The organism is Thermococcus sp., assembly GCF_027023865.1.
In the GTDB taxonomy this organism is placed as follows: domain Archaea; phylum Methanobacteriota_B; class Thermococci; order Thermococcales; family Thermococcaceae; genus Thermococcus.
The window spans coordinates 32,650-44,449 of sequence record NZ_JALVUC010000011.1 but is presented as its reverse complement, the minus strand read 5'-3'; the positions used below and the strand labels follow the sequence as shown (position 1 = coordinate 44,449).

The 11,800-nt window shown below is 51.5% G+C and carries 12 protein-coding genes; 6 read left to right on the top strand and 6 right to left on the bottom strand.

Features of this window, described 5'->3' with window-relative positions:
• Nucleotides 1-2 precede the first annotated feature (2 nt).
• A complete protein-coding gene (locus tag MV421_RS03295; protein ID WP_297417199.1) occupies nucleotides 3-1,790 on the top strand; it encodes a prenyltransferase/squalene oxidase repeat-containing protein in 1,788 nt (595 codons plus the stop codon).
• Between the two features lie 3 nt (nucleotides 1,791-1,793).
• Here the strand turns inward: MV421_RS03295 and MV421_RS03290 are convergent, their stop codons facing one another.
• Together MV421_RS03290 and bpsA are read right to left on the bottom strand one after the other, a co-directional pair.
• Nucleotides 1,794-2,456, bottom strand: a complete 663-nt coding sequence (locus tag MV421_RS03290; protein ID WP_297417202.1) for a nucleotidyltransferase domain-containing protein — start codon at nucleotides 2,454-2,456, stop codon at nucleotides 1,794-1,796.
• Complete coding sequence (gene bpsA / locus MV421_RS03285; RefSeq protein ID WP_297503381.1) at nucleotides 2,453-3,508, bottom strand: N(4)-bis(aminopropyl)spermidine synthase; 1,056 nt, start codon at nucleotides 3,506-3,508, stop codon at nucleotides 2,453-2,455. The genes MV421_RS03290 and bpsA overlap by 4 nt, the downstream gene beginning before the upstream one ends.
• 106 nt (nucleotides 3,509-3,614) lie before the next feature.
• On the opposite strand from bpsA, the gene MV421_RS03280 reads away from it, so the two are divergent.
• The 3 genes from MV421_RS03280 to MV421_RS03270 all read left to right on the top strand — a co-directional run bounded on the left by MV421_RS03280 (nucleotide 3,615) and on the right by MV421_RS03270 (nucleotide 5,287).
• Nucleotides 3,615-4,355, top strand: coding sequence for an ATPase (locus MV421_RS03280; RefSeq protein ID WP_297417206.1), 741 nt, complete (start codon nucleotides 3,615-3,617; stop codon nucleotides 4,353-4,355).
• A 62-nt stretch (nucleotides 4,356-4,417) separates the two neighbouring features.
• Nucleotides 4,418-4,954, top strand: a complete 537-nt coding sequence (locus MV421_RS03275; protein WP_297417290.1) for a metal-sulfur cluster assembly factor — start codon at nucleotides 4,418-4,420, stop codon at nucleotides 4,952-4,954.
• Nucleotides 4,955-5,083: 129 nt separating this feature from the next.
• Nucleotides 5,084-5,287 (top strand): ferredoxin, encoded by a 204-nt coding sequence (locus tag MV421_RS03270; RefSeq protein ID WP_297417209.1) that lies wholly within the window; start codon nucleotides 5,084-5,086, stop codon nucleotides 5,285-5,287.
• 17 nt (nucleotides 5,288-5,304) lie between these two features.
• On the opposite strand, the gene MV421_RS03265 is transcribed toward MV421_RS03270, so the two are convergent.
• Entirely contained in the window at nucleotides 5,305-6,531 is a 1,227-nt protein-coding gene (locus MV421_RS03265; RefSeq protein WP_297417293.1) for a nicotinate phosphoribosyltransferase, read from the bottom strand.
• 316 nt (nucleotides 6,532-6,847) lie between these two features.
• On the opposite strand from MV421_RS03265, the gene MV421_RS03260 reads away from it, so the two are divergent.
• A complete protein-coding gene (locus tag MV421_RS03260; protein ID WP_297417212.1) occupies nucleotides 6,848-7,594 on the top strand; it encodes a hypothetical protein in 747 nt (248 codons plus the stop codon).
• Nucleotides 7,595-7,628: 34 nt separating this feature from the next.
• Here MV421_RS03260 and MV421_RS03255 read toward each other — a convergent pair whose 3' ends face one another.
• Nucleotides 7,629-8,528 (bottom strand): MBL fold metallo-hydrolase, encoded by a 900-nt coding sequence (locus MV421_RS03255; protein ID WP_297417215.1) that lies wholly within the window; start codon nucleotides 8,526-8,528, stop codon nucleotides 7,629-7,631.
• 1,172 nt (nucleotides 8,529-9,700) lie between these two features.
• Between MV421_RS03255 and MV421_RS03250 the strand changes: the two genes are divergently transcribed.
• A complete protein-coding gene (locus MV421_RS03250) occupies nucleotides 9,701-10,165 on the top strand; it encodes a YiiX/YebB-like N1pC/P60 family cysteine hydrolase (protein WP_297417218.1) in 465 nt (154 codons plus the stop codon).
• A 270-nt stretch (nucleotides 10,166-10,435) separates the two neighbouring features.
• Here the strand turns inward: MV421_RS03250 and MV421_RS03245 are convergent, their stop codons facing one another.
• Together MV421_RS03245 and MV421_RS03240 are read right to left on the bottom strand one after the other, a co-directional pair.
• The gene (locus tag MV421_RS03245; protein WP_297417221.1) at nucleotides 10,436-10,852 is read right to left on the bottom strand and encodes a nucleotidyl transferase AbiEii/AbiGii toxin family protein; all 417 of its coding nucleotides are present in this window, start codon (nucleotides 10,850-10,852) and stop codon (nucleotides 10,436-10,438) included.
• A complete protein-coding gene (locus MV421_RS03240) occupies nucleotides 10,849-11,619 on the bottom strand; it encodes a type IV toxin-antitoxin system AbiEi family antitoxin (RefSeq protein WP_297517825.1) in 771 nt (256 codons plus the stop codon). Before MV421_RS03240 ends, MV421_RS03245 begins: the two co-directional genes overlap by 4 nt.
• Between the last annotated feature and the right edge of the window lie 181 nt (nucleotides 11,620-11,800).

The window sequence follows — 11,800 nt, the reverse complement described above, 5'->3', positions numbered from 1 at the left end:
GAATGAGGAGGGTTCTAGTAATCGGGCTGTTCATCCTGCTCATTGCATCATCGGTGCCGGTCTCGGCTAAAATCGAGCCGTACACGTATTACCCAACCGTCCCGGACACGGCCTTCGCGGTTCTGGCCCTCTACAAGACGGGCGACTATACAGGGGTGCTGGAAGGCTGTGAATGGTTGATGGCAATAAGAACCCCGTTCAATTCATGGGGATACTCCCAGGGTGGGAAGGAGGAAGCAAAGTACACCGCGATGGCTATGCTAGCCCTGATGAGGGGTGAGAACATCGCCCACGGGAGATACATCCACACGATAAACAACGCCGCATACTGGCTCATTTACAAGCAGAAGGCAGATGGTTCGTGGAACGACTACCTCGACACAGCTTTAGCAGTTATTGCTCTGAAGGAGTTCAAGAAGGGCTATATACTAAAGAACCTCACGGGGATGAACAAGCAGGTTGGGGAAGCGATAGAGCGTGCGATCGGCTGGTTAATGACGGCACAGCCCAGAACGGATGAAGGGAGGATCTTCGGCTACTTGGCACTTGGAAAAGTGAACGAACTTGAGAACATGAAGGTGAACGGCGACCTGAGGGCATACAGGGCGTTTGCCCTTGCATACCTGGGAAGAAAGGTTCAGCTGGAGAACTTCACAAGCGATGACACGATCGCGATAGCTATGGCGCTCTACGCCACTGGGAACCAGAGGTACCGCGAGGAACTGTTGAAGAGGGAGCACTTTGGATTCTGGGGAGAACTCTACTTCAGGGTGCTTGACCTCCTCACCGTTGCGAGAGTAAACGGCTTCGAAAACCTAAAGACGATAGCTTGCCCATACATGGGGAAGCTACAACCGAGAACAGAGTGGGAAAAGGCCGTTCTGGCTAGCTACTACCTGGAGTGCGGCATCAAGCCCGGGCTACCGGACAACCTCTCGGCGCTCCTTCCATGGCAGGTTGCTGAGACCGCGAGGGTGAAGGCGCTCCTCGGGGAGAACTACTCAAAGGAGGTCAGCTACCTGCTCTCCACGGACAGAGACGGGGTTTGGAAGGACTTCTACAACACGGAGTACGTGGTCTGGGTATTCAGAAAGCTCAACGTGAACTACAATTATTCCAAGTCCCTTGTCTATCTCTCCAGGAACATCACGTGGATGCTCACAAAGAACCCTAAAACGGGAAAGCCCATGTACTACAGCGTGCCAACCTACGCCCTCGCCCGGGCGCTGGTGGTGTTCCGCGAGTTCGGGATGGCAAAAGAGCTCAATACAACACTTGGTATGCTCAAAGAACGGCAGTATCCCACTGGGGCGTTCCCATACACGCAGGGTTCAATCGCGGGGATAGCGTCAACCGCACGGGCACTCTTGGGCCTCCAGGAGGCGGGACTCACCAACAGTGAGGTCTACAAAAAGGGATTCTCGTTCCTCAGAGGGTTACTCTACGCGGATATACCTGAGGTGAACATCGAGAGCGGCAGGGTTTTCCTCAAGAACGCTACTTTCCTCGAGGTGGAGGACTCAAGGTACATAGGAAACTCAACGGGGGGAGTGAACACTGGAGGACTGGATGGCTACGTGGTTATATTTCCCTCCAAGAACCCGCTGGTGATAAAAGCGTACCGTGTAAACGGGTTCAGGGCGGTTCCATCCGTGGAAAAGGAGAACAGTGGCGGAAAAGCGTACGCGTACATAACCGCAGGGAGCATTCTGATAGCCATTGCTGCCGTCGTTCTATGGAGGGGAAAGCAAACGAAGAAGCCACAGAGGCCAAAAAAGAGAAAGAGATAAGTTTCATTTTTTCTTCAGTTTTTCCACCCTGGAAGCTACGAACCCCACCAAGAACTCCCCATCAAACTCTGTTTTCCTCCCATCTAGATAGGAGCGGTAAACCCTGACGGCCTCCTCATCCCCCAGCTCCTTGAGCTTCTCAAGGACATCCCCTTTCCTCAGGCTCGAGCCGTTGAGAAACGCCATCAGCCTGGCGGTCTCTCCCGCGAGGATGTGGGGCATCTTCATGTTTCCGGAGAAGCGCTCGAGGTTTCTCAGAATGCCATCCAGTCTTCCGGGGAGGATATCCTCAACTCGGTATTCGGGCAGGAGTTCAGTTATATCCTCACCAAGAACCACGAGATGGTTCTCCCTGAAATCGGCCTGGTAAACCGTCAGGAACTTGTAGGGGTAGCCGAGGTTGAGCGGGTCGCGGAGGTTTGAGAGCCACTCCCAAGCGATATCAACCTCAACGGGTTTGAGGCCTTCAGTGCACTCCTCAAGGACGGGCTGTAGTTTGGAGAGTACCTCCTCTGGCTCCATGCCGTCTTCGAGAACCGCGAAGAAGTCAACGTCACTCGTCCCCTGGAGGTAGTCCCCTCTGACGAGGGAGCCGTAGAGAATTAGGGAGTGTAGGCCGGGAACCCGGCCGAGTTCTCGCCTGATGCAGTCAATAAGGCCAATCATGTGGTCGACGCTTCCTCGTCGTTGTAAAGCTCGTCCCCAACGGGTATCCTCTTTTCAAAGCCCTTTGAGCCTTCCAGTGTCTGAACCCTGAACATGTAGCTCCTGTACCAATTGTAGGAGGGTTTGACCTTCACAGGCAGGAGCCTCCACGCCCTCGTCTCCTCCTCGTAGCCCCAGTTGACGTACTCGTTGAAGTTCCTGATGATGTCGGTAATGACAACGCCGAATTCGTTGAGGAGAACCCTCTGCATCTCGCGCCACTTGTCGAGCGAGCTTTCGCGCCTCGTTATGCCGAAGTAGCCTGCACAACCCGGTCCCTTAAGCGTCGCTATACCCCTCCCCACAAAGACGCGGATGGCCTCAACCGTCTCCGGAGGGTCTGTTATGAAGGTGTCGAACTTGTGGAGCGCATAGTCGGGCAAGGGTTCCCTCAGGTCGAAGGTGAACATCTCGATGTTATCATAGCCTATCTCATCCGCGGTCCTCTCGATGAACTTCACAAGCCTCTCGTCGATGTCGAGGACGGCTATCCTCTTTGGAAGGCCGGAGAGCATGAGGGCAACGCTGGTCAAATCGTCGTCGCCGAGGACGAAAACCTCCCTGTTCTCGAGGTCGCCGCGGGTGTGCATCAAGGCGATCCTAGCGACGGTCGTCTCAGGCGTAACGTAGGCCTGATCAAAATCGTGCTTCGGCTGCGGGCGGTCCTTCACTATCTCCCTGAACTGCCCCAGAAGGTCGCCGAAGGCGGAAAGCTCGACCGTCTTCCCACCGCAGTGGGAGCAGGTGTAATCTCTCCTTGCTCCGATTCCGTATTTCTCCACCAGCCTCTTCCCGCTCTCGGTAAGGACGACGTTCGACCCATCGAAGGCAACGTAGCCCATCTCATGAAGGACCGTTATGACCCTCACAACGAGAGGAAGTGGCTCCTCGCTGAGATCCACTATACGCCAGATATCGTCGCTCGCAAGTATCGCGCTCAGAACGTTCTCGACCGTTCTCTCGTAAACGGGAATGTTCGTCCTCTCCCTAACGCTCTCAACTATCTCCATCATAGCAAGCACCTCCAGAAGGATTTCGTTCGTGAAGGGGGTTAGAGTGGGCTTCTTTTAAGGTTTTCCTAGCGGCAGGTTTAATAAGCCCACCCACGATTGGCCTCAGATGATACACCCAATTGGAGACGACTTCATCAAGCGCTACCGCCTCAAATACAACCACGAGGCCCTTGAGCGGGTTAGGGAGGAAATCGGGGAGAGGGTGTATTCTCGCCTTAAGGACCTCCTGGAGTACCGCCTCACCGGTGAGGAGTTCGAGCGCTCCCCAATGGAGGTAAGAATGGCACTCGCGTTCTCGGCAGGCTCTGACAGTACTGCCTCACTCAAAATCCTTCGCTGGGCCGGCTTTGATGTGGTTCCTATAACTGCAAGACTCCCACAGATGACCGAGAGAGAGATAGAAAAGGCAACAAAGGAGGAATCGGTTTTCGTGGAAATTCGGGGATACGCCGACGAGATGGAAGGTCTAATGAAGAAGAGGGCGCCGATATGTGGGCGGTGTCACACGATGGTCATGAGAGCAGTTGAGAGGAAAGCACTTGAGCTTGGCGTCAAGATTCTCGCGAGCGGTGACCTCCTAAGCTCGGGGCTAATATCGATCTACCACAAAGGAGAACTCGTAATCCTCAACCTTCCGGCATTTTTGGCGCTCGATAAGGGTGAAATCATAGAGATAATTGGAGGGCGCTACGAATTCAACTTTGGCTGTCCCCTTTGGAAGCTCGCGGCAAGGAACAATCCTGCAATAAAGCGCTACGGGATTCAGCGCGTCCTGAGGGAGACGAGGGCGAGGGCGCTGAGGCCGGAGATGGCGGTCAAAATTATAGAGGACATTCTATCGTCTTAGATACACACTTCTGCCCCAAAAGGTTTAAATTTGTCTTTTCCAACTCCGGCTGGGTGGTGATTATGGTCACGAAAGAAGATGTCGAAAAGGTCGTTAAGGGAATAGTTGACGAGAGGTTTATCAAATCCATCGGGGTGGACGATAAGGGCAACGTGACGGTGACCCTCGCAAAGGATACGCCGGACATAGACAACGTCCTCATAAAGCTCCACTCGGAGATTGGGAAGCTCGAGGGAGTTGGACTCATAACCATAAACCGCGAGCGCGAGGAAAAGACCACCGTAAACGAGAACGTTCAGCTCACCGAGGACATTATATGGGAGAAGCTCAAGGATGTTGTAGACCCCGAGATAGGTGTCGACGTCGTAAACCTTGGCCTCATCTACGAGCTGAAGCTCAGGCCCGACAACACGGTCTATGTTAAGATGACGCTGACCACTCCGGGCTGTCCAATGACGATGTGGATCCTTCGCGCTGTGGAGGACAAGATACTCGAGATCCCAGGCGTTAAGGACGCGGAGATAGAGCTCACCTTCGACCCCCCCTGGACGCCCGACAGGATAAGCCCGGAGTACAAGAAGAAGCTGGGTCTCTACTGACCCATTCTGCATTTTTCTGTTCACTAAGGGTGTTTTTAATCCTTCTTTCAACGATCTTTGCCCTGAAGGGCCTTTTCCCCGTCGAAAACTTTATATTGCCCCGAGCTCATCTAAAGGCGGTGATGTTCCATGGCGTGGAAGGTTTCGGTTGACCAGGACGTTTGCATTGGAGATGCCATCTGCGCAAGCCTTTGCCCGGACGTCTTCGAGATGGGGGACGACGGCAAGAGCCACACGGTCGTTGAGGTTATCGAGGACGAGAACCTCTACAACTGCGCTACCGAGGCCGCTGAGGCCTGCCCGGTCAGCTGCATCCACATAGAGGAGGCTTGAAGCCCCCTCCTTTTCCTTCATATCGAGTGTAAATGTTTCTTGAGGATTTTTGAATTGGTATCCCGTGGGATTGTATCGAGCGTTAAATTAAACTTCTTGGCCTGTTCAAGGACGTATTCTCTTATCTCTCTTGCATTCGGTAGCTCCGCGACTATTTCACCGTTCTCTATGAGCGGCCTGAGGAGAGGCTCTACTTTCGCCCCGCAGATCGGGCACTTCTCAAGCTTCTTGTTGGCCGGAACGCGGTGGTAGTGACCGTTCTCGCAGCGATAAATCTGTTTCCTCCCGCTGAGCTTCCCACGCTTCGTTATGGGCTTACCCTCCACTTCAACTATGTCAAGGGAGAAGTCTATTGGTTTGGCACTCGCTATGCTGGAGCCAACACCGAAAGAATCCGCAATATCGGCTATTTCCGCTATGCTCTCCTCATCGAGGCCGCCGGAGACGAGTACCTTAACCCGGTCGTAGCCCCTTAGATTAAGCTCCCAGCGGACTTCCTCAATGATTTTCCTGAAGTTGCCGCGCCTCGAGCTTGGTGTGTCCAGCCTTATCGCGTTCAGTCTCTCGCCGAGGACTTCAGCGGCCATCAGCGCCTCGAACTTCTCGTCGTAGAATGTATCAACGAGTGCTGTCCTCGGAACCTCCGGCGGCATAACCTCGTCGTAGTAATTCCAGGCCTTCACCTGGTCGCCGACCGTTATGATGAGGGCGTGCGGCATCGTACCGACGGGCTTCTCCCCCATCATCTCAGCCCCTAAAACGCCGGAGACGCCGTCGCAGCCGCCTATGAAGGCAGAGCGGTCAACCATTGGGGCTATCGCCGGGTGCATGTGCCTTATTCCAAAGGAATAAACAGGCTTGAACTTTGCCGCTATCTTGGTTCTAAGTGCGGCCGTCGCTATCCCGCTCGCCTGGCTTAGCATCCCGAGTAAGGCAGTCTCATAGATCCCGAACTCTTTATAGTAGCCCTCAATCTGAAGAACTGGTTCGTAGGGGTGGAATACTGTCCCTTCGGGCATAGCGTAGATGTTGACGGGCATTCCCTCAAATAGCCTTGCCACCTCCTCTACTCCAGCAAGAACACCCCATTTCCATCCGTTGGGGAGGGAAGTGGTAGTCACGTCGGCGAAGACCTTCCTGTGGATGCCCTTTTCCTCGAGGATTTTCCTCGTCCTGATGAAATAGACGTCCGTCGTTTTCCCGGTTTTTATATCCTCTTCATGAGCGATGTAGAAGTCGCGCATTTTAATCACCAGGGTTGATTATATTTCTGGATTTAAAGGGTTTCTGGGCAAATGATACCATTTCGTAGTGTGGAATAAACTACTCATAACGAGTCAAAATGTTTAAATATAACAAACAATGTAAATTGGTTTGTTGAAGGATGGGGGCCTGTCTTGTGACCACATGCCTTTGTATATGAGGGAGGCAACTACGGAGATATTCCAAAGAATTTATGGAATAGTATAGAAATAAAACCCTTCCTTCCAGGCAGATTGTACATAGGATACAAAGTAGATGGCACTCACTATCCCGGAAACTACGAGCTCTGGTGATCGTATGCTCTCCCGAAAACTTCTCCCTCTCCTCCTAATAGCGGTGGTATTCACGGCAGGTTGCATAGGTGCTCACGGCCATAAGAGTACCCCGAGCATCCCGCTGAAGCCCGTTGCATGTCCAGCTGGGGAAAACCTGACTCTCGTTAACAATGCACACAATGTAACGCTTAAAGATCCCTCCTACAGGCTCGCTGTGGATCTCATGAAGAGCGAACTCGAAGAGGTCAGGGCCCTTTATCGTGTCGCAACATCCAGGGAAGGGAATGAGAACGTCTTAAGGTCACTGTCTAACATTTCCCTCTTATTGCTCAGCAATTCCACGGTTATAAATGAGACGGTCATCCGGGTTGGCAACGCGACCTACAATTACGTTGTCCTCTCCGTCTATGACTACAATGACCCCGACTGCGATGGGGACGTAGAGTTCTCACCCAATATCCTCAGGGTGAACAATATAGCAGTCAGGTTAACCCCCTCCAACTGGACGAGGGGAACGGTAACCTACACAGGGATACCCTACAGTACTTACATGGTGGGGATCGGGAACGAGACCTGTAAGGCGAGTTTCACTGAACTTTCCACCCTAATCGTGCCCTACCTCACTGCGGGCAACTACCTCCTCCTCATCGATGGTGGGAAAGACCGGCTCTGCAGGATGCAGGGGAGCCTGTACACGGTGCACTTCGGATTCTTTAAGAAGGATTCCGAAGAGAGAAAGGAAGCGTCGCTCCTACTTGTGAAGAGGTAACCCTAGCGAATCATCTTTGGGATGTAAACTAGTCTTACCCCTGAAGGCACGTCCGCATCCTCTCTCCCTTTTCAATCCTGTGAAGCTCTCTTCGATATGCCTCGAGTGGCCTGTCCTCAACCTTCAGGTAGCCCGCGAACGTTTTAGGCCTCTCCTCCAGCTCATCGAAGAACCCCGGGTAGCGCTTGTCCCTGATGATGTGGTGGTCGAGGGTTATTTCCGCGTCCGTCTCGCGGATTATCTCATTGAGGTTTTTGACTCCGGTTTCCCAGGCGCCAGCAGCCCTCGGGCCAAGGTAAGTCGGTGGCCCGCCGGTTATGAGCAAGTCTGGGTTCTTCTCGACTATCCACTCGACGGATTTGCGGTTCAGGAGCTGTATGTCGCTGGCGTGAATCACCCTTTCGGAGCCATCATCAATTAAAACCATCACGACGAAGCCCAACTTCGATCCCTCGCTTCCGTGTGGAACCGCCGGAGAGAACTCCAGCGTAACCCCGCCGAGGTCAAAGCTCCTCCCATCGGCGAACTCTATTCTCTTCGCTATCGGCTCAGCGTTTTTGAGAAAGGCCCATGCCCTCTTCCTCTGGCTGAAGTTTATGTTCTCCCGCGGGTGCTTGATGAAGAGGAGCTTGTTCTCGTAGATTTCCCTCGCGTATTCCTCACTTGAGCTCTCGTAGAGGCCCTCAAAGAAGGGCGTGTGGTGGTCGTAGTGGTAGTGGGAGATGGTCACAACATCGGCCCTTTTAGCGTAGCCCTGGAGCTTCCTTCTCATCTGGTGGAGGGCGTTGAGCTCCGCCTTCGCCGGTGGAAGGCCGTATCGCTTCGGGCCGAGGGCGACGCCAGGATCTATGAAGATTTTTAAACCAGAGGCTTCGACGAAGGTAGCTAAGCTCCTAACGCCGAGGCTTTCCGAGGCGAGGTGGATAACACGCATTTTATCACCGGGGTATTTTCGGGCTAAACCTTAATAAGGTCTGCTCATCATTGAGTTGATCACTGAGAAGTGTCGATGTGATATCCTTTTATATTATCTTAAAAAGGAGTGCAATCTCTCTGCTGGAAGATGTGAGAAAAGGTTGTGTTTGGTTATCTGCACTGATACCCTTGAAGTTATTTTGGGCAACAATGATAGGCTGGTTAAAGCTTGACTGCCTCTCTGAAAGCCTTAATGGGAGGAGTGGGGATTAAATAGTGAGGAGGTTTACATTTCTCTTTTGAAAGTCTTGCCCTTTCAATAGGTTTTAGTGAAAAACTGAACCTCCTCCAGTCCTAAGGGGTGAGATTTAAAAAAGAGGGATACTCATGTGCTTTTCTAAACTGTTCACGATTATCTATGTTTTTAATATAGATAATGAGGCACATCTATGCAAGGGATGGAACGTGGGGGAGTGATGAAATGATACTACTGACACTAGATGATACTTCTGATACTGTGATACTCTCCACCCACTATAACATACGTGAGTTTCTCACGTATATTGTTCCACATTAAGGGCACTTGAGTCGGAAGTGTGCCCTTCTAATTTGTTCACAAAAAACTAAAGTAGAAAATGCTGAAACGTCGGGGCAGTGCACTCACTCTTTTTTCACAATCTTGCACGCTACAACCAGGCACCCACCCTGTAAGATACGTGAGTCTCTCACATAGGATTAAAGTGCAAAAAGTGGGTCAGAATGCAAATCATAAAGGGAAGCAAGAGTACAAACGGGTGGTCGATTAGAAGTTGGGTCTTGTTGGCTTGTTGAGGGGTTGCCAGAGTTTTTTGAAGACTCTTGCAGTGGCTTATACGGAGGATTTTAGAAAAAGCCCTAACCCCCTAAAGAGCAAAGTAGGGTCACTCACTGAAACCCTTCCTCCTTTGGGTTAGAGGAAGGCCAGAAGCTACTAATTAGAACGGACGGTTGTTAAAACCGTTAGATTTATTATTAGTTTTTTCTTTATTTGGTTTTTGAGGTGGTTCATATGAAGCGTTTGACCGTGCTTGGTTTGGTCTTGATGGTATTGGGAATGGTCAGTAGTGCAGGGTTCGCTTCAGCGCTTAGCTTTAGCTCAGGGACGGGCTCTTACACACACCATACCCAACCAACGTTGAAGTGGGTGACTTAGTGTTTGGACATGACTCCTCAGGGCTCGCCTCACTAATTCCAGGTTACTGGGATCATGTTGGCATGATTGTTGGATGGAGTGATTATTACAACGATTGGCTCGTTGTCGAGGCGGAGCCGAGTACTGGAGTTCACGTGACCACGTTTAGTACTTTCCTGACGAGATATGAAACTGTTGCCATTGAGAGGGTTGCTGTGAGTGATGCTATTAAAGAAGCTGCTGTCCAGTTTGCTCTGGCTCAGGTTGGAAAGTCATACAATTGGGACTTTTTCAGCAAGCCGAAGGTTTATGATGATAAGTATTACTGCTCTCAACTAGTGTGGGCGGCTTACATGGCTGCAAGCAACGGACAAGTAAACCTTGATCCTAACCCTAGCTGGAGCTGGGAGTATGGTTACGCGGTGGCTCCGACCGAGGTTTATGACAGCAACTGGACTTACGTTGTTTATTACAATGGGATCTAAAGCCTCCCTCTCTTTTTTGAATCTATTAAGTTTGAGAGATCCTAAGGATATTCAACTTTTGGATCCAGAATATTGTATTCCACTTCAATTCTACACCAATGCAATACCTCTGTACGCAAGAGTGTCCGATCCTCATCTAGTAGTTGCTGATGGCCAGGTCCATTACACCGGTCGTGGCAGGGTCTTTTACCAGTGAGATGACTTCCCTAATGGCACCCTCAAAAAACCTTGGTTCTAATAAATGTCCAGAGGGCCAGCTTTGAGGGTATGTTAACAACGTAGCCGCTCCCGCGGATTTCCGGTTCTGCTGAGCACTCTAAGCGGAATCCGAACTTCAAATCCAAGAAGCTCCCCTTTGAAAAGCCTTACTCCGTATCTCGGCCTCAGCTCAAAATCCAGGAACTGAAGGGGCCCTTCACTGGCCGCTTCAACGGCTTCGGCTATTTTAGCTCGAACCTCCTCTATACTCGGCTCCTCCAAAAGAAGAGTATAGTCAAGGTCCTTAGAAAACCTGTAGTCCGGGGAGTAAGCCTTTTTCAGGCAGGTACCTCCCTTAAAAGCCAGTGCCCTCCAAAACTTTGACTTCCAGAGACCGTAGAGCATCCAGCTTATAGCATAGTCCTTCTCAACGGTAGAGACCGGAACCCCAAGCTCGGAACTCAGGACTTTTATCTCCTCCTCAATCATTCTACCTCCTCCCAGTAATCATCCGGAACGTTGATCCGAAGGCCCCACCGATAGTTAAAGCGACCTTCAGGGGGCATTGAAGGGTCGAGGAGTGCAAAGCTCTTCCGGTCCCCTTCAGAAAGTCTGATTTCCTTCTCAATCCCAAGCCCCAGCCTCCCACTCAAAAATCCCAAACGCTTCAGAACGGCCTTGCTCTTCATCCTCTCGGCGTACTCCAGCAGCTTTTCATAATCCAGCCTCGCGTTCTTGAGGGCCTTAAGAACCTCGATTATCCCCCCGCAGTACTTGGGCTTGTCCAAACAGTCCACTATCGTCTTTTCCGGGTCTGTTATCCGGACCTCTCTGCGTCCAAGACGTATGGTACTGATTCCAAAAAACTTCTCAGGGCTGACTACGATCACCTTAAACCTCTTGCCGTCGACGATCAGGAGCTTCCGGTAGTCCTTCTTTACTGGTGTCTGGATGAAAACCGTTCTTGGGATCTGCTCGGTCATTCCATAGTAGTTCAGGGCTGACCAGTAGGCAACCGCTCCGTTGGGCACTAACAACTGCCCCAAAACGAACTCGTGGGGGGAAGAGGTCCTCCCAGGCTCTAGGGAGAGCGTGTAGATGCCCTTGGTGACTCTCCTGAGAAATCCCTCTCTAAGGAGGGCTTCAAGGTAGTAGTTTAACTGCTTCGTGCTCATGCCGAGCTTCTCTTGAGCTTCCTTCTTTGTGAATACATCCCCCAATTCAGAGAGCCGCCTCAAGATCCCCATGGTATTCATATTTTCTCACCATAATCCCAATATAACCGGATAAAAATAAGAATTTTTGAATATAAAGGTTTTGGAAGCATACCCTGAAAACTATCGGCGGAACGGCAAAACCTTTTAACCCCCCTTTCTAGAGCACTTTCGAAGGGGTGGGATGATGGGGCACCTTTAACCGATGACACCCACTCCTCGG